We start from the raw sequence: 25,056 nt of genomic DNA, 5'->3' as shown, positions 1-25,056 counted from the left end.
GCCCGCTACCGTGATGACACTGTCATTGAAGGCGTCATTGTTGACGATGCCGTGACCGTCGGCGACGGTAATCGACCCATCGGCGGTGAGAACCCAGCCTTCGTTCGGGTCGTCGATATAGAGCGTCTTGGTTTGCGGCGTGGAGATGTAGACAGGCATGGTGTGGCGTTCCTTGAAGCTAGAGTTGCCTCCAACTAGGCGCTGCCCGTTTCATTCGGATTTCTCGGTTCGTGTTCTCTGTTTCAATTGTTTCAGCCACGTCCGGCTTGAAGCCGTCCTCTCACCCTGGCCTTTGCGGCATCATCTCGACCCTTGTCGTTTCGTCTTCATCGATGATGACTTGGATCAAGGCCGATATGACGTCAATCAGAGGCTAGGGGCCGACTGGAAAGCGTCTTAGCGCCTTTTATTCCGCACGGTCACGGGCGCACGCTGACTTTTCCGGGTGCCTTGCGCTGCGACCGGTTGGTGGCCCCTTGTGAGGAGTGTCAGGAACTTCGTGTACGGGCGTGCATAATGGGTAGGAAGGAGATTGCCCAGGATAAGACGGAAAGAGCCTATTATCCCGGCTAGCGTCTTGAACTAGCTATTGGCCGGTTCTGATGCGAAGATAGCTTTCGAAAGCAACGGGTTGCTCGATCAACGGAAGAAGGCCTTGGCGGGATGCGCTTTGCACGCAGAGATGGATCATCACCTCTCTGGCGAAGGGACCGCCGGCAACAGCCGCAATGGCTACGGCCGCAAGACGGTTCTGACGGATAGCGGCTCTCTGGAGCTTCCATTCCGCGCGATCGGCAGTCGAGTTTCGATCCTCAATTGCTTGCAAAATACCAGCGCCGCTTCCCTGGCTTCGACGAGAAGATCGTTTCGATGTATGCGCTTGGAAAGAGCACGCGCGAGATTGTCGGGCATGTCCAGGAGCTTTACGGCATCGACGTGTCGCCCGACTTGATCTCGGCCGTTACCGATGCGGTGCTGGACGAGGTGGCGACATGGCAAGCGCGGCATCTGGATCCGGTCTATCCGCTGGTGTTCTTCGATGCCTTGCGCGTCAAGATCAGGGATGAAGCCCACGTCCGCAACAAGGCGGTGCATATCGCGCTCGGCGTACGTGTGACGGCACGAAAGAAATTCTCGGCCTCTGGATCGAAACCAACGAGGGCACGAAATTCTGACTGCGGGTGATGAACGAATTGAAGAACCGTAGCGTCGAGGACATCTTGATCGCGGCCGTCGATGGTCTGAAAGTCTTTCCAGACACGGTCAATGCCATCTTTGCAGAAACGACGGTCCAGACATGCATCGCCCACCTGCTGCGAAACGCGCTGGGTTTTGCCTCCTGGATGGACCGCAAGGACCTGACTCGCGAGTTGAAATCAATCTACGGAGCCATCGATGAGAAGGCGGCTGAGGCGGCTCTGACGACGTTCGAGGGTGGCTTCTGGGGCCGGAGATTCCCAGCCGTCGCCCAGATTTGGCGGCGAGCATGGCAGGAGGTCATCCCCTTCTTTGCTTTTCCCGAGGACGTTCACAGGATCATTTACACCACCAACGCCATCGAGGCGCTGAATTCAAGGCTGCGTCGCGCCGTCCGGGCAAAGCGTCATTTCCCTAGCTATGAGGCGGCGACCAAACTGCTCTATCAGGTCTTCAACAGATCGGAGAAAGAGTGGAGGATGCTGCCGAGAGAATGGGCGATGGCAAAATCGCAATTCTCTTTGCGGACCGCTTTCAGGCCGCAAGGGCGTAGACGCGAATGTTCAATCGCACACCCGTACACGAAATTCCTGACGCTCCCGGCCTGGACGATCTCATCGAGCACGTAGCCATCCTGATCGACAGCACGCCAAGCCAGTATTTCCTCCGACCAGTTGTCACGACCATTTCGTCCAGATGCCACACATCGCCTGGGCTTGGCGACTTTCGCCGGAAGCAGCCGACATACTCCGAATTTGACCGATAATTTCAGTAAACTTTTCTCGAAGCCAGAGTCCCAAATCTGGAAAGCCGATCGTCTACTCCACGAGCAGAATGTGTGGCTGCTCTTGGTGGTGGGCTGTGGAGCCTTGAACGCCGTACGATTTGGGGGTTTCGATGACTAAGACTAATTCCGCCTTGGGCCGGGCCGGGGCAGGCCTCACGGCCGTCCTTCTAACGGGAACGGCACTACTGCTGCTGGCCCCCGTGCTGCCGGCGATGGTGCGAGAGGCGCTAGCACAGGCGACCGAGCAATCGATCTTCGTGCCGGCCGGCCCGCTGACGCCGGCGCTGAACAGCCTCGCCGCACAGACTGGCCTCCAGATCCTGTTCGATGCATCGGTCGCCGAGGGGACGACGACCCGCGGCGTGAACGGCACGCTGACGTCCGAACAGGCGCTGAGGACAGTGCTCGCAGGCACCGGCGTCGACGCTCGCTTTGCCGGCAGTAACCAGGTGACGCTGCAGAACGACGCGGCCGCTTCCGGCGTGGTGCCGGAGGGCGCGACGGAACTTGAACCAATCATAATCTACGGCGCTCGCAACGCGACGACCTTGGGCGGCACGACGAGCAGCGTTGCCATTTTGAATGCCAAGACCTTGGCAGACAGCCAGATCCGAACCACGCAGGACACCTATCGCCGCATGGCGAACGTGCTGGACAGCGCTACAGTCAATGCCGGCTTCGTCATCCGCGGCATGAGCTCCGAAGGGCTGGTGCCTTCCGGCGGACCGGCCGGCTCGGTCTATGTCGATGGTATTGTCCAGACGAGATACAATGCCCGTTTCGGCGCGCGCAACCTCTGGGACGTCGAACAGGTCGAGGTCTATCGCGGCCCACAGTCGACGCTATCCGGCCGTGCAGCGATGACCGGCGCAATCTACATAAAATCGAAGGATCCTACATTCGACAAGGAAGTCGAGCTTTCAACGACCGTTGGCAGCAACGACCTGGCAGGCGCCGCCTTCATGGTAAATACGCCGCTTGTCGAGGACCAGATCGCGCTACGCATCTCGGGCGCCTTCGAGCGTTCGCACGCCGAGCCCAGCTACTCAGACTTCAAGATCTTCGACAATTACGACGAGCTGACTACGGATATCAGCGGCCTGCTGCGCGCCAAGTTGTTGATTACGCCATCGGAAATGCCGGACACCCGCGCGCTGCTGACCTATTCCTATTCGAAAGATCGGCCGAACGACGCCCTCGTCGGCCTCTACACAGGGCGCGGTGACTTCAACAATTCTCCAGTCACCTATACGGAGTATCGCTGGACCGAGGCGCACAATCTCGGTCTCGAGATCACGCACGACTTCTCGGACACGCTGCGCTTCACCTCGCAGACCGGGTATCAATATGGCATCAACAACCGTCGCTCGATCGATTACGGCACCGAGGGCGTAATCAACGGCATCACTGGCGAGGACGACAATTCCATCTTCACCCAGGAGTTCCGCCTGAACTACGAAGGCGATCGCTGGAAATGGGTTGCCGGCGTCTACGGCAGCCACGAAGTCTGGGATGGCGCAACGGATATCGTCGCGTTCGACGCCTACCAACAGAGCGACACGCAACACCGCAGGACGTCGAATTTCGCCGTCTTCGGTGAAGCAACTTACGAATTCGCTCCGAGCTGGTTCGCAACGCTCGGTGGGCGCCTAGATTATCTGAAAGACAAGGATCACCAGCAGAACTATTTCGGCCCCATCGATCCGTCACCGGCCATGACTGGCAATCCGTCGTCCCTCAGCGAATTGAACTTCGTACCGAAGGTCGGGATTTCGAAGGAATTCGGCGACAACCAGACTGTTGGCCTTACCTATACGCAGGGCTTTCGTTCTGGTGGCTCCTATTTCGACCGGGTGACAGGCGAACTCGGGACATACGATCCGGAATACTCCCAGAATGTTGAACTGTCATACAAGGGCACGCTCCTCGACGACAGGCTGACGCTGAATGCCAATCTCTTCCATACGAAATACGAAGATCAGCAGGTCGAGATCCGCCCGGATCCATCCATCCCCGGCTATCGCATCACATCGAATGCCGCCACATCGCGGGCCTGGGGTTTCGAGATCGAGCCCACCTTCGAGGTTACCGATCAGTTCACCGTCTTTGCATCGATCGGCTACCTGAATACCAAGTTCCTCGAATTCAATCACGCGGCGCTTACCGAACCGCAGGACGGAAAGTCCTTCCCTGAAGCACCGGAATGGAGCTGGGCTTTTGGCGGCCGATATGAGTTCGAAAACGGTGTCTTTGTCGGGGCCGATGCCAAGTACACGACCAGCTACAATTCGCGCTTCGGCACGAATGGTATGTACAAGATCGACCCGCGCTTCCTCGTGAACGCGCAGACGGGCTTCAAGAAGGACAACTGGGAGGTCACCGCCTTCGTGGAGAACCTGACGGACGAGAAGTACTTCACGATCATCGATCCAGATTACTCGCTGCCATTCGGCCAGGCCGGCAAGCGCCGTTCTTTCGGCCTTAATGTCCGCGCGAAGTTCTGACGAGCATGGCTGTGGGGCTTATTGCGCCACGGCCGTTATCAACCCCTGCGATGTGATGGTGTCTGTCTTGCGTTTTTTTCTCACCCTCTTCACTTTCCTGCTAACCGGCTCGCTCGCGCATGCGACCTGCCAGGGCAAAGCCATCGCGGAAGAGGTTTATAATCCGCCCATCTGCATTCCGGCGAAGCCCAAACGGATCGTGACGCTCGATCCACTGATTACGCTTGGATTGCTGATCGAGCTCAATGCGCCTGTCGTGGCGACGCCCTATATGGCTATCACCGAGGACGAAGTCCTCGACGTGGTGAAGGCCGAGAAGATGGTCGATCTCGGCAATCCCAAGGAGCCCAGCCTCGAGCGGGTCGCGGCGCTGAAGCCGGATCTCATTATCGGTTCGGCCGAGGCCCATTCGGCAATCTACGAGCAGGCGGTGAAGATTGCACCTACGGTCTTTTTCAAGCACATGGACTGGAAGAAACATCTCCAGCGCCTCTCCGAGGTGACCGGCCGCGAAGGCGTGGCAAATGCCGCGCTCAAGGCCTACCATACCCGCGTCGCCGGGATCCGCGAACGGATGAAGGACAAGGACCTGACTGTCTCGACCGTCCGTTTCGCGCCCGATCGCTTCGTCGTCTTCGTCGATGGACCAGATGCGTACGCCCCCTTTGCCGTGCTGCGTGAAGCGGGCGTGAAGCGCACAGCATACGAGACTGTCACCGATGGAACGATCGTCAAGCGGCCGGACTGGGAGGAACTCGCCAATCTCGACGGTGACGTGCTGCTGTACGTTTCCGCCAGCGGATTCGAAAGCGGGCCGGACAACACGTTGGAAAAGCAGGTAACCGAGAACCCGCTCTGGCAATTGCTGCCCGCTGTTCAGGCCGGACGCGCCCATCGGGTCGATCGCGGTCCCTGGCAGAGCTTCCATGGCATCGGTTCGGCGAACCACATCCTCGACGACGTCGAGCGCTATATCCTGGCGGACCAGTGACCGACAGAAGGGCCGGCTGCATTGCCGCGACCGATTGCGGGCGAGTGCTCGCCTTCGCTATCCTCCTCGGCCTGCTGCTTCTTGCCGCACTGAGCGCCATCGCGCTTGGCACGGTGGCGATGGCGCCTTCCAACGTCATATCTGCGATCTTCGCGTTCGATGGCTCGCGAGGCCACCTTCTCGTGACGAGCATTCGCCTGCCCCGCATCATCGCGGCGCTGCTCGCCGGCAGCGCACTCGCCGCCTCCGGCGCCATCATGCAAGCCGTGACGAACAACCCGCTCGCCTCACCCGGCCTGCTTGGCATCAATGCCGGCGCGGCCTTCTCGGTCGTTTCCTCGATGACCCTTTTCGGTGCTGGCATCGGCGACATCTATGTATGGTTTGCCTTTCTCGGCGCCGCCATCGCCGCGAGCATCGTCTATGCACTGGGCTCATTCGGCGCGTTCAGGCATTCGCCACTCGGGCTTGTACTGGCGGGTGCCATCGTCGCGACCTTCCTCACGTCGCTCACCACCACCGTTCTGATCTTCGACCAGAGCACGCTCGATGCCGTGCGTCTGTGGACCGCTGGCTCAGTGACAGGGCGAACCATGGCGCAAGCAAGAACTGTAGCGCCTTATATCCTCACCGGCCTTGTAGCAGCCCTCCTTCTCGGCCGGCACCTCACGACGCTCAGTCTCGGGTCGGATGCCTCGCGCTCGCTCGGGCAGAACCCGGTCGTCTGGCGCGGTGCATCGGTCGTTATTGTCATCCTCCTTGCGGGCGGCGCCGTGGCGCTCGCCGGACCGATCGGCTTCGTCGGTCTCGTCGTACCGCACATCGCGCGTATGTGCGTCGGTGTAGACTATCGCTGGATCGTTCCCTTCTCGGCGGTCGGCGGTGCACTGCTGGTAGTCGTCGCCGACACGGTCGGGCGGCTCGCGTTCGGAAGCCAGAGCTTTCCCGTCGGTGTGACGATCGCGTTCGTCGGCGCACCGTTCTTTCTCTATCTCGCCCGAACACGGCTCAGGGGCGAGACATGATTCGGCTTCTCGTCGCCCTAATGCTACTGCTCGCCCTCCTCGTAGCGGCAAGTCTCGCCTTCGGCGACGTCTCGCTGACCTGGCGGGATCTCTACCATGCCACGACCGGCACGGGCGATCCTGATCCGCAAACCACGATGATTGTCTTCGACCTTCGCCTGCCGCGCGTCCTTCTAGCCCTCTTCGTCGGCGTGGCGCTCGCGACCGCGGGCACGATTACGCTGGCCATCATGCGCAATCCGCTGGCCGAGCCGGGTGTTCTTGGCATCAACAGCGGCGCGGCAGCAGCAGCTATGGCCGTTATCGTCCTGGTCCAGGAGCCTCCCATCGCGCTCTTGCAGGCGGCAGGCTTCTTCGGCGCAGCGGCCATGGCGCTCGCTGTCTACACGCTCGCCTGGCGCGGCGGCACGTCCTCGCTTCGTATCATCCTGATCGGCATCGGGCTTTCCTCTCTCGCCACAGCCGGTACGACCTTCCTCTCCGCATTCGGCGATATCGGCGACGTTCAGCGGGCGATGGTCTGGCTCGCCGGCAGCGTCTACGATGCCAACATGGACAAAGTCCGGCTGCTTGCGTTCTGGCTCATCATCCCCGTCACGCTTGCCTTCTTATCCGCGGGCGAACTTGATCTCATCCGCTTCGGCGACCATTCTGCAAAGAGCCTCGGCCAGCCGGTCGATCTCGTGCGTGGCGTGATGATCGTACTCGTCACAGTGCTTTCGGGCGCCGCCGTTGCAGTCTCGGGCCTCATCGGCTTCATCGGCCTCGTCGCACCGCATATCGCACGCCGGCTGGTTGGGGCCTCGCATGCGAGGATCTTCCCGGTCGCCGCTCTCGTCGGTGCCTGCCTCGTCGTCGCCGCCGATCTGATCGGCCGCATCATCCTGCCGCCGACGCAGCTTCCGGCCGGCATCGTCACTGGGCTCGTCGGGGCCCCATTTTTTGCCTATCTTCTCTGGGGACGCCGCCATGGCGATGGATAATGTACCCTCTTCCAAGATTGCCGGCAGAGGCGTAGATATTGCCTATGGCCAGCGCCGGATCGTAGAGAAGCTCAATCTCGCGATCCCGGAACGGCGCTTTACAGCCCTGATTGGCCCCAATGGCAGCGGCAAGTCGACGATCCTGCGCACCTTCGCAGGGCTCATGAGGCCTTCGGGCGGCAGCATCCTTCTTGATGGCCGCGACTTAACGGACCTCTCGACCCGTGACGTCGCGCGAAAGGTAGGCGTCCTGCTACAGGGACCCGTCGCGCCGGAGGGCTTGACTGTCGACGATCTCGTGCGTCTGGGCCGGTATCCGCACCGATCGCTTTTCAGCCGATGGTCAGCGGAAGATCAGGAGGCTTGCGACGAGGCGCTGGTGCTGACCGGCACCACGGATCTCGCTGACCGCGCACTCGACAGCCTCTCCGGCGGTCAGCGCCAGCGCGCCTGGATCGCCATGACACTGGCACAACAGGGCGAGGCAATTCTTCTCGACGAACCCACGACGTATCTCGATCTAGAACACCAGATCGAGCTTATGAACCTCATCACGATGCTCGTCACAAAACACGGTAAGACGGTTGTTGCAGTCCTGCACGACATCAACCAGGCGGCGCGCTATGCCGAGCATATCGTCATATTAAAACAAGGCAGGATCACCGCAGCCGGAGAGCCCGACGCGGTCATCTCCTCCGAGACGATTGCCGATGTCTTCAAGGTGAAGACGGTCGTGATTCGCGACCCAGTTGCCGGGACGCCTCTTTGCATTCCGCTATAAAACTACCCGCCGCCGTTACCAAGATATCACACTGCTCACCCTTTTGAACCTCGAGAATATGCGGCACGCGACCCACACCAGAAACCTACAACGCGGAATCTGGTAACGAAATCAGACATAAAGATGATTTTTTTTATCATGTTTTATTTAAGGGCTGCCCAACAGTTTCGAGTGTTTCTAACCTGTTGCACTTGCGTGGTTTTTCGAGATTCGCTAGCCATTCGGTCATCATGGTTCAGCCCTGCTTTGAACCTGACTGTTGGTTTGGGAACTGTGCGAATGTCGAGCTCCTCCCCTTTGCCCACTGACTGGGACAGTGTCGACAGCAACGACCTGCTGAACCATGCCATTGAAGCCCACTATGCCGACATGACCAGCGCTGTCCGTCGGCATGGCCATCCCTGGTCCACTGCCCGCGACGTAGTGCATGATCTCTATCTGAAACTCGCCGCCCAGCCCGAGGTGCTGCAGAATAAGCGCTCGATCAAAGCCTTTCTCTGCCGTGCTGCCATCAATCTCGGCATCGACCGCCAGCGCCGGGAAAAGAAAGAAGCGCGGCTCTTCTCCGGCTTCGAGCGTGAAGCGCTTTCGGTGGCGAGCGTTGGACCCGCGCCGGACCAGAGGTTGGAAATCGAAGCGCGGGTCGCGATCCTGCGGGAGGCGATCGCCGAACTGCCGGAACGCCGCCGTGTCGTCTTCATCCTGCACCGCCTGCATCATCTGACGCCGGACCAAATCTGCGTAGAGCTCAACATTTCCAGGAACATGGTGGACCGGCACCTGCGCCGCGCCTTCGCCCACTGCCTCGACCGCCTTCTCTAAAACTGACAAGAGATTCCCGCATTCCGGGCGGAAAACCGCTACGCCTTTTTGCTTGAATTGATCTAAGAGTCCCAAACCGACGACGTCGAACGTCTTAAGTTCAAAGGACAAGTCTGGAGATGGCGATGCCGGCCAAGGGAGTGACCAAAGCTCAGAAAAAACGCAACCGAGAAGCGGCCGACTGGATTGTGCGCAATGGCGACCCGAGCCAGTCGCCGGCCAACAGGGCGCGCTTCAGGGACTGGCTCGACCGCGATCCGGAAAACTGTCGGACCTACAGCGCCGCTGAACGCGTGATGGGTGACGCCCGCCGGGCAATCCAATCCGATCCCGCACTTACCAACATCAAGGTGAAGCCCCAGAGCACGGGAAAGCCAGTCACCCTAACGCTGCTCGTGGCCGTGCTTGCCACGGGCGCTTTCTTCGCTCTCAATGGAGCGATGCGCCTGGAAGCGGATGTGATCGCCGGAACGGACGAGATGCCCGTTCTCACACTTGAGGACGGCTCCGAGGCCCAACTCAATGCCTCATCGGCAATCGCCGTGGATTTCACTGACAAGCGCCGCACCATCCGCCTTCTCCACGGCCAGGCGTTCTTCCAGGTAGCTCATGTAGCTGAAAGACCCTTCACGGTCGTGGTAGGGACGGCAAGCGTGACGGCGCTCGGCACAGCATTCGACGTTCGCTACGGCAATGACGACACAGAAGTGACCGTCACGGAAAACGCGGTCCAGATTGAATTTAACGGGAGCCGCACCAGCCCTGTCCGTGTCGAGCAGGGCGAGCAGGCGATTTATGACAATGCGAAAAAGGAGACGGTCGTCTCGCCGGTCGATAGTCTTGTTGCGCTGGCCTGGAAGCGCGGCCAGATCGCCGTGGACAATGCGCCGCTGTCCTACGTCGTCGAGGAGATGAACCGGCATTTTCGTGGCCGGATCGTAGTTGCAAGTTCGGCGCTGGCCAATCGCCGCGTCAGCGGCACGATCAAGGTTGTGGAAACGGATGACGCGCTTACCTTCGTGACAAAGGCCCTCGGTGTGAAAGTAACACGCCTTGGGCCCCTCATCATCATTCACGGGTAGCGCTTCATGCGGACTTAAGGTCTTTAACCGATATGAACGGTCGGCGCTGTCATTCCCTTGAACCGGCCGAGCGGGTGGGCCCTTGTTAGGTTACGAACTACGTCCCGATGAACGCGGCGCGTATAGGTATATACGAAGGATCGGCCGTTGCAGACGGTTGCTCACGGATCTCTGGTTCCGGCCGACCAAATCCGCATTAATCCAATGATCGCTGCCCTTTCAGCAATAGGAATATTTACTTTTTCTAATGGGCGTGCTACCCCGACGGCCATCCGTCGCAGGCATTGCAAATATATTCGCCGTTGGAGTTTCCTCCGAGGAATTGAACATGCTTGTGAAAAATTTGCTCGCCTGTGCAATGCTTGTGCTCGGCTCGGTATTTTCACACACCTGCGCCGGCGCATTGGCGGCGACGCTAGACGCTCCCACCGATACGTGTCACGAGATAGCGGCTGCCGGTACGCCCGCTTCAGACGGTGCAATTCGAAACAAAGCGGGCAAGTTCGCCCTTGTGATCGGAAACGCGACCTACAGCGGAGGAATATCACCGCTTCGTAACCCGGCGCATGATGCCTCCGCCGTGACCGACGTCCTTCGAAAGCTGAACTTCACGGTATTCTTGGCTCTTGACGCGCGAGGGGCGACGATACGCGACTGCGTCGCGCGTATGCAGGCGTCACTTTTGGGTGACGATATCGCGCTTATCTATTATTCCGGCCACGGCATCCAGATCGATGACCGCAACTATTTGGTTGCAACCGACGCCAAGGCCGGCGGCGCCCTTTCCGATGCCTTCGTTTACATCGATGAGATCATCGACGGAATGAAGGAAAAATCGGCATCAATCCTCGTCTTCCTTGATGCTTGCCGGAACAATCCCTTTGCGGGGGAGGGCAACCAGGGTTTGTCGGTATCCACCGGTCGCGGCCTCGATAGAGGATTGGCGAAGGTCAATTTAGGGACGACGGGCGCGAGAAAGGAGGCGCGCGGCATTTTCGTTGCCTACTCGACATCGCCGAATGCAACAGCGACAGATGGCGAGGGGGACCTCAGCCCCTTCACCGCTGCCTTTGTCAAAGCCGTAAAGACCCCCGGCTTCTCAGTTCAACGCGCCCTTAGTGAGGTTTCTCGTAGCGTCGGCGAGGCGACGGACTGGTCTCAGACACCATGGGTAAAATCGTCGCTCACCGCCGAGATCCTGTTGAACGGCGTCCTGACGCTTGAGGAGGCGCTTTCGGTCTCCCAAAATCACGCGACGACATCGAAGCGTCTTCTGGCAACGGGCGATGTCCAGGGTGCGATCGTTGAAGCCTTTCGCGGGCTTCCGCAGCGAATAGACGAGACGACCGCGGTACAATATCCGCCCGCCTATCAGGCGCTGACGGCTGCTACGCGGTCCAGCAGCATCGTTCTTCCCGTCCCTAAGGACAACATTCATGTCGTCATCGTCAATGCGAGCGGCAGTCGGGCCGTTGTCGCCTCCGTCGACCGCGAATATCGCGGAACAGGCAAAGGCACGCTGGAAATCTGGGATACGGCTGCCAAGAAGGTGATCGGCACTCTCGGAGACGTGGGCACCGCAGTTCCCAGCGCAAAATTCTCTGCGGACGGATCACGCGTGGCGGCCTATCTTGGCAACGGGATCACAAAAGTCTCCGACGCCATCACGGGCGAGACCATCGCAACGATCACACTCTCTACGGACAATCTCGGCCCAGCACATGGTGCCTTCAATCCCCCGATATTGGTGTTCAGCCAGGATGGCGCGGTTCTTGTCAACACGCTCCACAAGAAGGGCATGGCGTTGGTGCAGGGCTGGGATGTGGCGAGCGGTGCGAAGCGTTTCGAGTTCGATCTCGGCTCCAGGTGCAACGAACTGGTGAAGATAGCCGGGTGGACCTTGGACAGGGGGTTTGCCGTGCTGAATGCCGACGGCGCATCCCTTTCCTTCGTTTGCACAAACAATTCCCCCAAAATAGGAAAGGCCATCGTCGTCGGCCGATGGTCATTGTTGCAGAACACCATGATCGGATCCGGTGTCTTGCCGGTCGCGGATGAGATTTATCCGATGGGATTCGGCTTCAGCCCCGACGGGACGAGAATGACTGTCCAGGAACTCGACAATGGCGGGTCGTACCAGATAGTCGTCCTGGATACGCAGAGCGGGCAACAGATCGGAGACGTGACGAAAGGGCTTTTTTCGTCGTTCTCCCCGGAAGGCGACCTCTACTCGGTCGTTCATGAAGGAGGGGCCATGATTTTCTCTGCGAGAAATGGTGAACTCGTGAATGAGATCACGGATTACGCCTATACAGTGCCGGCAGCCTTTCGGAAATTCGGCGAGAAGTTTGCCGACTACGCCCTTCTCGACAACGATATGTCCACGCTGACCCATGACGTGTGGTGGCGACCACCGGGCACTCTCACGGTCGCGGAGGCGGCACGATCGAGGTTGACGACGGAACAAAAGGCGGAGGTGGATGCCGGCGCGCTGGCTTACAATGAAATTCCGTGAAGATGCGTGAAAGGCGCGGCGTCAAGTCATGCCCGCAGTCGAGCATCGATCGCACAAAGGTTTGAACAACCGCGCCGAAAATTCGCATCTGCCTTTGCGAAAGCGGGAGCGTGCGATGCAACGGTTTCGATCGCCAGGTGCACTGCAGCGCTTCGCTAGCGTCTTTTCGGCGGTCCGAAATCTCTTCGTCCCGCCTCGCTCGCAATGCTCAGCCATCGCCATCCATCTGCATCGCCTCAGCGTGATCGCACATTGGAAAACCGTCACCGGGATGGCAGCCTGATCCAAATGTCATGCCGAAAGTGTCCTTCGCTAAGTCAACCTGACATCACCATGGCGACCCGGCGGGCACCGGTCTAAACCATCCAACCAGAAGAATGCGCCAATTATCTCAGAAATGCAGGATGCGCTTCCGTCACGCGTGAAGCGCTCTAGCCATGGTCGCCCAATCATCTTCGGCCCCTTACTTTGGGCAGGTTGCTCAAGAGGGACTCGCAGGCCTTGGTGATGTGGGTGACGAGCAGGTCCGTCGCGAGCGCCACATCTCGTTTGCGGCAGGCGGCAAGGATCTGCCGGTGCTCCCGGTCATCGACGCCCGTCCCGCCTGACAGGGTCAATTGAATGCGAAGATACCGTTCGATCCGGTCGTTCACGGAACGGATGAGATTAAGCAGGAAGGGCTTGTCGGCATCCTCGTAGAGGCACGAGTGAAACTGCCAGTTCAGTTCCGCCCAGCGCGCGACGTCGGTCTCGCGCGCGAATTCATCGCAATAGTCTTCGGCGCGCTGGAACGTGCGCTCGGTCATTCGCGGGATTGAGAGTTTCAACGCATTCGCCTCCAGCATGCCTCGGACTTCAAAGATTTCGGCGATCTCCGGCTCGGTTATGCTCGTTACGACGGCGCCGCGATTGCGTTGAAACTCCACGAGCCCTTCGGCCTCCAGGCGCTTCAGGGCCTCTCGAACGGGGATTTTGCTGACGTCGAAAAGCTTGGCGATATCATCCTGGCGGATGGGTTCGTGTTCATCCAGGGCGCCGGTGACAATCGCCTCGCGGATATATTTCGCGATAATATCAGACGTTGGCGGCGTGTTGCCGAGGGACGGCAAGTTCTGGGCTTTTAGCGGCATTTTTCACTCCATGATCGGCAGTCGCCGACGCATCAGGCTCATCGAATAACGTAGCGTATATACGATATGAGCTTGCCTGTCTTGACTCGCAATCGTATACGATATTCTATATGGTGAATGTAAAACGGACTGCAAGCGATGAACGTGCAGAAAATACCGGGACTGATTGGCTACGTTACGCCGCTGAGCGCTGCGCCCGGCGGCACTTTGGCGTTCAAAATCTCCTCACAAGGCAATCGTCCCGTCACCGCGCGTGCTGTTCGTTTGATCTGTTGCGATCCGAACCCGGCCGGGCCGGGCATCAAGATCGAGGCGGCCGATTTTGGGCTCGCCGAACAATACGCCGCCACGGAACAGCGGGCCTATCTCGGCTCCTGCGCGTTCGGCGCCATTCCGGATCTGAGCGATCGTGTCGCGATCAAGGTCGCGCTGATGGTAAAGCCGACCTTCCATTCCGATTTCGCTCAGACCGTTTTTTCCCTGCAGAATGTCGATGGGACCGCAGGGGTGGCTGTGGTTATCCGGGGCAACACGCTGTTTCTCCAGCTGTTGGATGCGGGTCACGCCGTTGATATCGGTGTCGGCTTGGCCAAGGACCATTGGTCTCGTCTCGAGGTGGTTTTCGAGTCGGACGGTTTTTCGGTCGCTGTCTCGCAGGGTTCGACCAGGAACGGTGACGTAAAACATGTCAGCTTTTCGCATCTCACGAGCCGGGCGCTGGCCGGCGCCGATCATATCTGCTTTGCCGCCGTGTGGCGGGGACACCCTGAGCAGACTTTTAATGGTTCTCTCGAAAATCCAGCGCTGAGTGCAAGGCGTCTGGAAGCGCCGGGATTGGCTGAAGAACCTGCGTGGGAGGTCATCGCCAGCTGGAATTTCGGGAGAGACGCACGCGACACCTGGGTGGACGACGAAAAGGACGAGGGGCGGCGGCTTTCCCTGATCAATATGCCGACCCGCGCGGTCAGGTCGTCGGCGTGGTCCGGCCGGAACCAGGATTGGAAGCAGGCGCCGCACGACTATGCGGCGATCAGCTTTCATTCCGACGATCTCGGCGACTGCGGTTGGGAAACGACGATCCTGATCGACGTGCCCGAGGGTATGCGCTCAGGGGGTTATGGACTTGAGATCGACAACGGCGTCGGCAAGGACACGATCCCGTTCTATGTCGTCCCGGGGGAAAGAACGGAACGGCAGAGGATCGTGTTCCTCGCGCCGACATTCACCTACATGGCCTATGCGAATTTCGCGCGCGGCAACTTTGCCGGTGAACTCGCGGAAAGGGCTGCTGCCTGGAACGCCTATCCGCACAATCCCGACATGGTGGGTGCCTACGGCTATTCCACTTACAGCCGCCATCCCGACGGAACCGGTGTAAGCCTGTCGTCGCGCCATCGCCCCATCCTGACGATGCGCCCGCAATATCTCGTCTATTACGATCCGAACGGATCGGGCATGCGCCATTTCCCGGCCGATTCGCATTTGACGGACTGGCTGGAGGAAAAGGGCTTCGCCTTCGATGTTATCACGGATGAGGATCTCGATCGGGATGGTCTGGACACTCTGTCGCCTTATGACGTCGTCCTGACGGGGACCCATCCCGAATACCACACCCGGCGCACCATGGAGGCGCTGATCGCCTACCGGGAGGCCGGCGGCAACCTTATGTATCTCGGCGGGAACGGCTTTTACTGGAAGATCGGCCGCAACGACGACATGCCCCACCTGATCGAGGTTCGGCGGGCCGAGGGCGGCATGCGGGTATGGGCGAGCCAGCCCGGCGAATATTACCACCAGCTCGACGGTGAGTATGGCGGCCTGTGGCGCCGCAATGGAATTCCGCCCCAGACAGTGGCGGGCGTCGGCTTTACAGCCGAGGGCGGGTTCGAAGGCTCGTACTATGTTCGCACCGCCGCCGCCTATCGGGACGATCTTGCCTTTCTTTTCGAAGGCATATCGCTCGACGAACGTATCGGCGATTTCGGGTTGTCCGGAGGCGGCGCTGCCGGCTTCGAAATCGACCAGGCGGCGACCGATCTCGGCACACCCGATTTCGCAACCGTCGTCGCTTTCTCGGAGGGCCATGGCCCGTCGTTTCAGACGACGTTCGAAGAGCTTCTCCTGCCGGACGTGTTCGATGGAGCGCCGCGCGAGCATGGCGGCATCAGCGCCAATATCGTCTACGGAAAGTCTGAAACGGGCGGCGGTCTGTTTGCCGTCGGCTCGATCACATTCTGCGGGAGCCTTTCGCACAACAATTACGACAACAACGTCTCGCGCCTCCTCGAGAATTGCCTGAAAAGGTTCCTCGCCGATGATTGAGAAGGGTGAAACGCAAGACGCGCGTATCAGTTTTCATGCGCTGAAATCACTGCTGAGAACGATTTTCGTCAACAACGGCACTGTCGCCGAGACAGCCGATATTCTCGCGGAAAACTGTGCTGCATGCGAAAGGGACGGTGCGCTCAGCCACGGCATTTTCCGCATGCCCGGCTATGTCGATTCCCTGAAATCGGGATGGGTGGATGGTCTGGCGGTTCCCGAAACCACGCGGCTCGGGCCCTCCTTCATCCGGATCGATGCGCGCAACGGTTTTGCCCAGCGGGCGCTTGCAGTCGCGGACCCGTTGATCAGAAACGCCGTTCGGGAGACGGGTATAGCGATTGCCGCGATCCGCAATTCCCATCATTTCAGCGCGTTGTGGCCGGATGTCGAACCCCTTGCGCTTTCGGGCTACATGGCCATCACGGTGGTCAATGGGCTTGCGAATGTGGTTCCGCATGGCGGCCGGCAGGCGGTTTATGGAACCAATCCGATAGCCTTTGCCGTGCCGGTGGAGAATGCCCCGCCGCTGGTTGTGGACCAGGCGACCAGCGTGATGGCGAATGGCGAAGTCCGCCTGCATGCACTCGCCGACAAGCCGGTTCCGGACGGAACAGGCATCGACCGTGAGGGCAATCCCACCAACGACCCTCATGCGATTTTGGCGGGCGGAGCATTGAACACTTTTGGCGGCTACAAGGGCTCGTCGATCGCCTTGTTCGTCGAGATTCTCGCTGGCGCCATCACCGGCGGACAATTCTCGTTCGAAAACGACTTCACCGGCTTTCCCGGCGCACAAACCCCGAAGGCGGGGCAACTCCTGATCGTCATAGATCCGAATTGGGGCGGTTCGACGAATTTTGAATCGCGCCTGGCTCGCCTCTGCACCCAGCTGGTCGATGCCGGCCAGGATCGTTTGCCGGGCGCAAGACGGTTTACAAACCGCGTGGCAGCCAAACAATCCGGCATCCCGATCGCACAGGACAAACTCCAGCGGCTTCGAACGCTGGCAGGCGAAGCGCCGTGAAACCGCAAAATGAATGGCTCAAGCAGGAAGGCCGCGACATGACGCTCGATAAAAGCAGACTAGAACTTTTGCGCGCGCTGACGCCGGAGCAGGTGGATCAGCTGGTGGATCTCTTTCAGCAGGAGTGGTGGACCAAGGGCCGCGAGAAAGCGGATGTCGAAAGGCTGATGGCGCAAGCCGGGCCGATCTTCGCCTTCATCGATCCGCTGAACGGGGAACTGGTCGCCTTCGCACGCGCCATGACGGACGGCGTCTACAAGGCGATGATCTTCGACATCATCGTCAAGGATACCTGGCGAAACACCGGGCTCGGTCGGCTCCTGATGGACACCGTCATGACGGATCCCGTTCTCGCGGGCGTCAAGCATCGCGAACTCTATTGCCTCGAGGACATGCTGCCCTTCTACGAAAAGTGGGGTTTTACGGCCAATCTGCCCGGCCTTTTCTTCATGCGCCAGTCGTCCTGAAATACCATGACTACCGTTCGAACCATTCTTGACGTCGACTACGCCGTGATCGGCCTTGGTGTGATGGGCGCTTCAACGCTGTATTTCCTGGCCCAAGCGGGTGGGAAAGTCGTTGGTATCGACGCTTACAGCCCCCCGCATGGCCGGGGTGCCAGCCATGGCGGCTACAAGGTGACGAGAGAGGCCGTCGCCGAAGGTCCTGCCTATCTTCATTTTGTCCGGCGTACGAATGCGCTTCTGCGCGACTTCGAGCGCCGATACGATGTCGACCTGATGCAACGCACTGGAACGCTGATCATCGGGTCGGAGGCGGCGGACAGTTCCAACAGTTTTCTGCGCGACACCGTTCAGATTGCCGAGGCCAACGGCATTGTGCATCACGTCTTGTCTTCCACAGAGCTGAGGAAGCGCTATCCGCAGCTTATCGGCGTGGTGGACGACGACGCGGGTTATCTTGAGCCCGGTGCCGGCTTCATTCGCCCCGAACCGCTGCTGAACCTGCAGATCGCGCTTGCCAAACAGGCCGGCGCCGAGGTTTTGCGGAACGCTGCCGTCAAACGCATCACACCCGTGGCCGGTGGCGTGGACATAGAGGCCGAGGGGGCGCGGATCCGTGCTCGGCAGGTGGTTGTCGCGACAGGTCGATGGACGGGCGAACTCCTTGGCGGACCGTTTGACCCTCTGCTGTCCGTCAGCCGGCAAAGGACGTTTACCTTCAAAGCGCGCGATACGGCCGCCTATCAAGCGGATAGGTTCCCGACCTTGATGTGGTTCCGCAAGGGCGTTGGCGGCGCTTGCGCGACGGTCTTCCCGCTTGAGGGATCGGGGGAGGGGATCAAATTTTTTGTCGCTGACACAGAGGCTGAAGCACCCGCTGGCCTGTCTGGCGACCGCTTTTTCCAGCAGCACGTCGAGCCGTTCTTTGGCGGCGTTTCGCCTGAGCTGCAGGCGTCGGAAACGTGTTTCTACACATCCACGCCCGATCATGGATTCCTGCTCGACTGGCATCCGGATATTCCGGGGCTGTTTCTGGTATCCGCCTGCTCCGGCCATGGTTTCAAACATGCCTTGGGGATTGGGGAGGCCGTCGCCGCGGTGCTTGCGGGACGTTCCGGCCCTGATCTTTCCGCATTCAGCTTGGAGCGATTTTCCGCCAACCAGCCACTGAGTTGAGCATCCGGCCGGGCAAAGCAAGAAACGGCCTTGACACATTTGGTAGATCGTATACGATATCTTAAAGCGAAAAATGAACGATGACACACTGGTCGTCGGCGAGAGGGAGAGACATGAAATTCGATCGGTTCCTAACCACAGTTGAGCTGCACACCTGCGGCGAAACCTTTCGTCTGGTCACGCAGGGTCTGCGCAAGATCCCCGGCAAGACGATTGTCGAGCGTATCACCTGGCTCGAACAGAACGCCGATCACTATCGGCGCGCCGTGCTGCTGGAGCCCCGTGGCCACAAGGATCTCTACGGTGGATATCTGACCGAGCCGGTCCACCCCGAAGCCGACTTCGGCGTGATCTTCCTCAACAATATGGGCTACAGCCCCCACTGTGGTCACGGCGTCATCGCGCTTGCGACTGCGGCCGTGGAACTGGGCTGGATCGAGCGGAAGGCGCCGGAGACGAAGGTCGGCATCGATGCGCCCTGCGGCTTTATCGAAGCCTATGTGCAGTGGGATGGCGAACGCACCGGCTCGGTTCGTTTCGTCAATGTGCCGTCGTTCATCTTCAGCCGTGACGTGACCGTTCACACGCCGACCTTCGGCGAGGTGACGGGTGACGTGGCCTATGGCGGCGCGACTTACTTCTACGTCGATGGCCGCAAGCACGGTGTCGAAATCCGCGAATTCGATGCACAGCGCGTCATGCAGCTTGGCTACGAGATCAAGGCGGCTGCGAATGCCAAGATGCCGTTCGTGCATCCCGAAATCCCGGAATTCAACAATGTCTACGGCGTCATGGTCTATGGCGATCCTCGCCATGTGGGGTCTACGCAGGCCAATTGCTGCGTCTATGCCGATCGCGCCGTCGATCGTTCTCCCACCGGGTCAGGCACGGCCGGCCGTGTTGCGCAACTCTATCTTCGTGGTGAGATGACCGCCGCCGATACGCTCGTCAATGAATCGATCATCGGTACGATCTTCAAGGGACGCGTGTTGTCCGAAACGAAGGTCGGGGATTTCGATGCGATTATCCCGGAGGTGGAAGGCAACGCTTACATTTGCGGCTTTGCCAATTGGGTGATCGACGAAGCCGATCCGCTCAAGTTCGGTTTCCTGGTGAACTGATGATGATCCAGCGCTTCGATGCAACGTCCACCGAGGCCCTGCTTCCCTTCGATTTGCTCGTCGGGGAGCTGGAAAAAACCGTGGCAGACTATGCCGACGGAAAGATCGCCAGCCCGGAACGGCTGGTCATTCCTCTGGCGGCGGGTGGTGTCATGCTCTCCATGCCCGCCAGCGCTCAAGACATTGCGAGCCACAAGCTGGTCAATGTCTGCCCGTCGAATTTCGCCAGCAATCTCGCGACGATCAACGGCGAGGTCGTTGCCTATGACGCCGTCACCGGGGTCTCGCTGTTCGCCCTCGATGGCCCGAACGTCACGGGTCGGCGAACGGCGGCGATAACGCTCCTGGCCATCAGTCGGCTTCGGAAAACGCCGCCGAAGACGGTTGCGCTCATCGGCACCGGCAAGCAGGCGTCGACGCACGCTGAGGCGCTCTCGTCCTTCTTTCCCGGGGTCGACCTGATCGTTGCCGGAATTTCCCCGGAGGAGGAGGCGCAATTCTGCGCCCGGCATGCCGCCTGCGCCGTCAGGCCCTTTGTGGATCGCGATTGGTCCTGCGTCGATGTCGTCGTGACGCTGACCACCAGCAAGACGCCGGTCTATGTGGAAGCAGCGGTACAGCATCGACTTGTCATTGGGGTCGGGGCCTTTACGCCGGATGCCGCCGAAGTGGGCAGGGAGACGGTCTTGGCAAGCACCCTGATCGTCGACGATCCCGCCGGCGCGCGGCACGAGGCGGGCGATCTCATCCAGGCCGGGATCGATTGGTCCGGTGTGATTTCGCTGGGCGATGTTCTGAAGGGAACGGCAAATGTCGGGGGGCCAATCTTCTTTAAAAGCGTCGGCTGTGCCGCCTGGGATCTCGCGGCCTGCCGCGTGGCGCGCGAGATGATCGCCGCAAACACTGCGGGTTAACCCCCGCATTGACTCGAAAAGACTATCGTATGCGATATCCAAAGAGGTTCATTCATCAGCCTCTTGTGCGTGAAAATGGCCTCGCAAAACGTATACGATAAGCGATATTCGAAAATGAACCTATAACAAGAGAGGAACTGAAAATGAAAAAAATGATCCCGCTTATGGCTCTCGCCGCCGTAGCAATGTGCGGCTCGGCCGCCCACGCGGACCAACTCGACGATGTCATCAGCGCCGGCAAACTTCGCTGCGCGGTCCAACTCGATTTCCCGCCGAATGGCTCGCGTGACGCGGACAACAATCCGATCGGTTTCGACGTCGACTACTGCAACGACCTGGGGGCGGCGCTGGGCGTCGAAGTCGAGATCATCGACACGCCGGAAAACGACCGCATCCCCGCAATCCTGTCGGGCCGGGCCGACGTCGCGGTTGCCGTCGCCTCCGATACGCTGGAACGCGCGAAAACCGTTGGTTTCTCGATCCCCTATTTCGTGTTCGAGACAATCGTGCTGGCGCGCGAGGATTCGGGCATCAAGGGGCCGGACGACATCAAGGGGCACGCGGTTGGCGGCCCGGCCGGCGCCTATGAAACGCTCGCGCTCGCCAAGGAAATCGAGAAGGCGAAGGATCCGAAATCGCAGATGATGACGTTCCAGAGCCAGTCGGACACGTTCCTGGCGCTCGGCCAGAAGCGTATCGACGCGACCTATACGACGTCGACGATCGCTGCGGCGATCATCGAGTCCGGCAAGTATCCGGGTCTGAAGGTCGTCGGGCCTGCGCCGGTCGATGCCGACTTTTGTGCGCTGATCGTCAAGCGCCAGGAGCAGGGCTGGCTCAACTATGTCAACCTGTTCCTGAACCGCCAGGTGCGCTCCGGTCGCTACGCCGAACTCTACAAGAAGTGGATTGGCGAGGACGTCGGCGCAGCCCCGGACCTCACAGTTTCCGGCGTCTACCGATAGGCAGCATCCGTCTCATCGAAGGGCGCCCGGTCGCAATCGATCGGGCGCTCCGAGACTTGTGTGCTCATAAAATCCTCTTTGTGCGCAGGGCTGCGACCCGCGGGCGCTTGCAGAGAATGAGGTAGCAAATGGACTATCAATTTCAGTGGCGGCCGGTCCTGCGCGCGCTTCCCGAGATGCTGTGGGGCGCTCTGGAAACGATCGAGATCGCTGGCCTTGCCATGGCGTTCGGAACCGTTCTCGCCATTTTCCTGGCGCTCGGCAAACGCTCCGGCAAAAAATACCTGTCCCTGCCAGCCGATGTGTGGATCGAGACGGCGAGAAACACCCCGGCGCTGTTCCAGATCTACATGCTCTATTTCGGTCTTGGTTCACTTGGGCTGCAAGCCAGCTCCTACGCCGCGCTGTTGTTCGGGATCACCTTCAACAATGCCGGCTACCTTGCCGAGACCTTCCGCGGCGGCTTCGCGGCCGTTCCGGAGACGCAGACCCGGGCAGCGCGCTCGCTCGGATTGGGGGCCGTGCAGACTATGTGGCACATCGTGATCCCGCAGATGTTGAGGGCCGTTTTTCATGCCATGACCAACCAGATGGTGTGGTCCATCCTGATGAGCTCCCTGGGCATCATCGTTGGCCTGACCACGGACCTCACGGGCGTTACCCAGAAACTCAATGTCCTGACCTATAGAACCTTCGAGTATTTCTTCGTCGCTGGTTGCCTCTACTACATCATTTCCAAGTCATTCACGTTTTTGGCGCGGGCTCTCGCCTGGCGCTTGTTCAGATACTAGGAGGTCGAGATGTATTTTGGCGGATCATTCACATGGGGCGACTTTCAGTTTCTGCTGTCCGGCGCCGTGACCACGCTCGCAATTACCCTCGTCGCCGTCGTGATCGGCACGGTCCTCGGCGTCCTGTTCGGCCTTATTCGAGCGGGCTCCCCCTGGTGGATCGGCAACACGCTGGGTGCCGTCCTCGACGTCTTCCGCTCCGTGCCGCTCCTCATTCAGCTCGTGTTGTTCAATTCGTTCAACAGCATGCTCAAGCTGAACTGGCCGACCTTCACCATTGGCTGCCTATGCCTTGGCATCTACGCCTCGGCCTTCTGTACCGAAATCGTCAGAAGTGGCGTGGGTGCCGTCCCCCAGACGACACGAAGGGCGGCCCGGTCTCTCGGCCTCAGCTGGCGGCAGGAGTTGACCTCCATCACATTACCGATCGCCACCCGGGTCGTCTTTCCAAGCTGGATCGGGCTGACGCTTGGCGTGATGAAGGACACGGCCCTCGTCCTGTGGATCGGCATCGTCGAACTTCTGCGCAGCTCGCAGATCGTAACATCGCGCGTTCAGGAACCCTTGCTGATCCTGGGCATCACCGGGCTGATCTACTTCGCGATGAGCTTTCCAATCGCCAGGCTCGGCAATCAACTTGAGAAAAAGTGGGGCACGCAATGATCGCCATTGAGAACGTTCACAAGCAATTCGGCGCGCTGCACGTGCTGAAAGGCGTCGATCTGACGGTGCAGAAGGGCGAAGTCCTGTCGATGATCGGCGGTTCGGGGTCCGGCAAGTCGACGATGCTGATGTGCATCAACGGTCTCGAGGGGATCCAGGAGGGGCGGATCACGGTTGACGGCGTGGAGGTTCACGCCAAGGCCACCAACCTCAACAAGCTGCGCCGCCGTATCGGCATCGTTTTCCAGCAGTGGAATGCATTCCCGCATCTCACGGTTCTGGAGAACGTCACGCTGGCCCCGAGAAAGGTGCTTGGAAAATCCAGGGACGAGGCGGAGGCGATCGCGATCGAGCAACTGTCGCATGTCGGATTGAAGGAAAAGCTCGCCGTGTTTCCGTCCCGTCTTTCCGGCGGCCAGCAGCAGCGCATGGCGATCGCGCGGGCGCTTGCGATGTCGCCCGACTACATGCTGTTCGACGAGGTCACCTCGGCGCTCGATCCGCAGCTTGTCGGCGAGGTGCTCGATACGATGCGCATGCTGTCGAAGGAGGGCATGACGATGATCGTCGTCACGCATGAAATGCGTTTCGCGCGCGAAGTGTCGGACCGTGTCGCCTTCTTCCGCGAGGGACGCATCCACGAGATCGGCGCGCCGGAGCAGATTTTTGAGAACCCCCAGAAGCCGGAAACGGCGGCCTTCCTGAAGTCCATCTGAACCTATCAAGGAACCTGAACAGTGCGCTCATCCAAGATCGTCCATGTCGTCAGCTGCCATGCCGAGGGTGAAGTCGGTGACGTCATCGTCGGCGGCGTCGCTTCCCCTCCGGGCGCGACGATCTGGGAGCAATCCCGCTGGATCGCCGAAGACGAGACCCTTCGAAATTTCGTCCTCAACGAGCCACGCGGCGGCGTTTTCCGGCACGTCAACCTGCTGGTGCCGCCCAAGGACCCGCGGGCGCAGATGGGCTGGATCATCATGGAACCCGCCGACACGCCTCCCATGTCCGGCTCGAATTCGATGTGCGTCTCGACCGTCCTGCTCGACACCGGCATCATCCCGATGCAGGAACCGGTCACGCGTCTTGTCCTGGAAGCACCGGGCGGCCAGATCGACGTCGAGGCAGAGTGCCGAAACGGCAAGGCCGAGCGCATCCGCGTGCGCAACGTGCCCTCCTTTGCCGACAAGCTCGACGTGACGCTCGAAGTGGCAGGGATCAGCACTATAACCGTCGATACGGCCTATGGCGGTGACAGCTTCGTCATCATTGACGCCGCGTCGCTCGGCCTGAGCCTTCGCCCCGATCAGGCCCGCGACATTGCGCGCATGGGCGTCAAGATCACGCAAGCCGCCAACGAACAGATCGGTTTCAAGCATCCGGCAAACGACTGGAGCGGCATCTCGTTCTGCCAGATGACCGATCCGGTGGTCATGAAGGACGGTGTCCTGCATGGGAAGAACGCCGTTGCCATCCGTCCCGGCAAGGTCGATCGCTCCCCCTGTGGCACCGGCTGCTCCGCCCGCATGGCCGTTCTCCACGCCAGGGGGCTGATGAAGGTCGGCGACCGGTTTGTCGGCACCTCGCTGCTCGACAGCGAGTTCCATTGCAGCATTGACGAGGCGCTGGAGATCAACGGCGTGTCCGCAATCAGGCCGATAATTTCGGGCCGCGCCTGGATCATCGGAACGAAACAGCTGATGGTCGATCCCGCGGATCCCTTTCAGGGTGGATATCGCGTTTCTGATACCTGGCCGATGGACAGCTGAGGTCGCCAAGGCGCGCCAAAAAACCCTTGC

20 protein-coding genes and 4 pseudogenes are annotated in these 25,056 nt (G+C 59.9%); 22 read left to right on the top strand and 2 right to left on the bottom strand.

Annotated elements, in window-relative coordinates; translation table 11 throughout:
- Window positions 1-307 precede the first annotated feature (307 nt).
- Window positions 308-480, top strand: a pseudogene (locus ACT6VE_RS22055) (IS630 family transposase); the annotation flags it as partial.
- Between the two features lie 109 nt (window positions 481-589).
- Window positions 590-1,721: pseudogene (locus ACT6VE_RS22050) on the top strand (IS256 family transposase); the annotation flags it as partial.
- 77 nt (window positions 1,722-1,798) lie between these two features.
- On the opposite strand, the pseudogene ACT6VE_RS22045 reads toward ACT6VE_RS22050, so the two are convergent.
- Window positions 1,799-1,926, bottom strand: a pseudogene (locus ACT6VE_RS22045) (DDE-type integrase/transposase/recombinase); the annotation flags it as partial.
- A gap of 168 nt (window positions 1,927-2,094) precedes the next feature.
- Here ACT6VE_RS22045 and ACT6VE_RS22040 point away from each other — a divergent pair.
- The 9 genes and pseudogenes from ACT6VE_RS22040 to ACT6VE_RS22000 all read left to right on the top strand — a co-directional run.
- Window positions 2,095-4,488: a TonB-dependent receptor domain-containing protein gene (locus tag ACT6VE_RS22040; RefSeq protein ID WP_444800575.1), complete on the top strand. Its 2,394-nt coding sequence runs from the start codon at window positions 2,095-2,097 to the stop codon at window positions 4,486-4,488.
- Between the two features lie 58 nt (window positions 4,489-4,546).
- Window positions 4,547-5,479 carry an iron-siderophore ABC transporter substrate-binding protein gene (locus ACT6VE_RS22035; protein WP_444800574.1) on the top strand — a complete coding sequence of 311 codons (933 nt, stop codon included), beginning with the start codon at window positions 4,547-4,549 and terminating at the stop codon, window positions 5,477-5,479.
- Window positions 5,476-6,504: a FecCD family ABC transporter permease gene (locus ACT6VE_RS22030; RefSeq protein WP_444800573.1), complete on the top strand. Its 1,029-nt coding sequence runs from the start codon at window positions 5,476-5,478 to the stop codon at window positions 6,502-6,504. The genes ACT6VE_RS22035 and ACT6VE_RS22030 overlap by 4 nt, the downstream gene beginning before the upstream one ends.
- Window positions 6,501-7,487, top strand: coding sequence for a FecCD family ABC transporter permease (locus tag ACT6VE_RS22025; protein WP_444800572.1), 987 nt, complete (start codon window positions 6,501-6,503; stop codon window positions 7,485-7,487). Before ACT6VE_RS22030 ends, ACT6VE_RS22025 begins: the two co-directional genes overlap by 4 nt.
- Complete coding sequence (locus ACT6VE_RS22020; RefSeq protein WP_444800571.1) at window positions 7,474-8,268, top strand: ABC transporter ATP-binding protein; 795 nt, start codon at window positions 7,474-7,476, stop codon at window positions 8,266-8,268. The genes ACT6VE_RS22025 and ACT6VE_RS22020 overlap by 14 nt, the downstream gene beginning before the upstream one ends.
- 279 nt (window positions 8,269-8,547) lie before the next feature.
- A complete protein-coding gene (locus ACT6VE_RS22015; protein ID WP_444800570.1) occupies window positions 8,548-9,090 on the top strand; it encodes an RNA polymerase sigma factor in 543 nt (180 codons plus the stop codon).
- A 119-nt stretch (window positions 9,091-9,209) separates the two neighbouring features.
- Window positions 9,210-10,172: a FecR family protein gene (locus tag ACT6VE_RS22010; protein WP_444800569.1), complete on the top strand. Its 963-nt coding sequence runs from the start codon at window positions 9,210-9,212 to the stop codon at window positions 10,170-10,172.
- 328 nt (window positions 10,173-10,500) lie between these two features.
- Window positions 10,501-12,687 carry a caspase family protein gene (locus tag ACT6VE_RS22005; protein ID WP_444800568.1) on the top strand — a complete coding sequence of 729 codons (2,187 nt, stop codon included), beginning with the start codon at window positions 10,501-10,503 and terminating at the stop codon, window positions 12,685-12,687.
- Between the two features lie 34 nt (window positions 12,688-12,721).
- Window positions 12,722-12,970, top strand: a pseudogene (locus ACT6VE_RS22000) (DDE-type integrase/transposase/recombinase); the annotation flags it as partial.
- A gap of 166 nt (window positions 12,971-13,136) precedes the next feature.
- Here ACT6VE_RS22000 and ACT6VE_RS21995 read toward each other — a convergent pair.
- A complete protein-coding gene (locus ACT6VE_RS21995) occupies window positions 13,137-13,817 on the bottom strand; it encodes a GntR family transcriptional regulator (RefSeq protein WP_444800567.1) in 681 nt (226 codons plus the stop codon).
- 138 nt (window positions 13,818-13,955) lie between these two features.
- Here ACT6VE_RS21995 and ACT6VE_RS21990 point away from each other — a divergent pair, with 138 nt between their 5' ends.
- The 11 genes from ACT6VE_RS21990 (at window position 13,956) to ACT6VE_RS21940 (ending at window position 25,026) form a co-directional block, all read left to right on the top strand.
- Entirely contained in the window at window positions 13,956-16,139 is a 2,184-nt protein-coding gene (locus ACT6VE_RS21990; RefSeq protein ID WP_444800566.1) for a N,N-dimethylformamidase beta subunit family domain-containing protein, read from the top strand.
- A complete protein-coding gene (locus ACT6VE_RS21985; protein ID WP_444800565.1) occupies window positions 16,132-17,166 on the top strand; it encodes an Ldh family oxidoreductase in 1,035 nt (344 codons plus the stop codon). The genes ACT6VE_RS21990 and ACT6VE_RS21985 overlap by 8 nt, the downstream gene beginning before the upstream one ends.
- Entirely contained in the window at window positions 17,163-17,633 is a 471-nt protein-coding gene (locus tag ACT6VE_RS21980; protein ID WP_444800564.1) for a GNAT family N-acetyltransferase, read from the top strand. The genes ACT6VE_RS21985 and ACT6VE_RS21980 overlap by 4 nt, the downstream gene beginning before the upstream one ends.
- Window positions 17,634-17,639: 6 nt before the next feature.
- On the top strand, window positions 17,640-18,806 hold the full coding sequence (gene solA / locus ACT6VE_RS21975) for an N-methyl-L-tryptophan oxidase (protein WP_444800563.1): 1,167 nt from the start codon (window positions 17,640-17,642) through the stop codon (window positions 18,804-18,806).
- A gap of 113 nt (window positions 18,807-18,919) precedes the next feature.
- Entirely contained in the window at window positions 18,920-19,927 is a 1,008-nt protein-coding gene (lhpH, locus tag ACT6VE_RS21970; protein ID WP_444800562.1) for a trans-3-hydroxy-L-proline dehydratase, read from the top strand.
- The gene (gene lhpI / locus ACT6VE_RS21965) at window positions 19,927-20,841 is read left to right on the top strand and encodes a bifunctional Delta(1)-pyrroline-2-carboxylate/Delta(1)-piperideine-2-carboxylate reductase (protein WP_444800561.1); all 915 of its coding nucleotides are present in this window, start codon (window positions 19,927-19,929) and stop codon (window positions 20,839-20,841) included. Before lhpH ends, lhpI begins: the two co-directional genes overlap by 1 nt.
- A 143-nt stretch (window positions 20,842-20,984) precedes the next feature.
- A complete protein-coding gene (locus tag ACT6VE_RS21960) occupies window positions 20,985-21,806 on the top strand; it encodes a transporter substrate-binding domain-containing protein (protein WP_444800560.1) in 822 nt (273 codons plus the stop codon).
- A 128-nt stretch (window positions 21,807-21,934) separates the two neighbouring features.
- Window positions 21,935-22,597, top strand: a complete 663-nt coding sequence (locus ACT6VE_RS21955; RefSeq protein WP_444800559.1) for an amino acid ABC transporter permease — start codon at window positions 21,935-21,937, stop codon at window positions 22,595-22,597.
- A gap of 9 nt (window positions 22,598-22,606) precedes the next feature.
- Complete coding sequence (locus tag ACT6VE_RS21950; RefSeq protein ID WP_444800558.1) at window positions 22,607-23,260, top strand: amino acid ABC transporter permease; 654 nt, start codon at window positions 22,607-22,609, stop codon at window positions 23,258-23,260.
- Window positions 23,257-23,976 carry an amino acid ABC transporter ATP-binding protein gene (locus ACT6VE_RS21945; protein ID WP_444800557.1) on the top strand — a complete coding sequence of 240 codons (720 nt, stop codon included), beginning with the start codon at window positions 23,257-23,259 and terminating at the stop codon, window positions 23,974-23,976. Before ACT6VE_RS21950 ends, ACT6VE_RS21945 begins: the two co-directional genes overlap by 4 nt.
- 21 nt (window positions 23,977-23,997) lie before the next feature.
- Window positions 23,998-25,026 carry a trans-3-hydroxy-L-proline dehydratase gene (locus ACT6VE_RS21940; protein ID WP_444800556.1) on the top strand — a complete coding sequence of 343 codons (1,029 nt, stop codon included), beginning with the start codon at window positions 23,998-24,000 and terminating at the stop codon, window positions 25,024-25,026.
- Window positions 25,027-25,056 lie beyond the last annotated feature (30 nt).

The sequence above is a fragment of the Shinella sp. genome (assembly GCF_052438155.1).
Classification (GTDB): domain Bacteria; phylum Pseudomonadota; class Alphaproteobacteria; order Rhizobiales; family Rhizobiaceae; genus Shinella.
The sequence above is the reverse complement of the archived record's forward strand: the minus strand, read 5'-3'. Positions and strand labels throughout refer to the sequence as shown.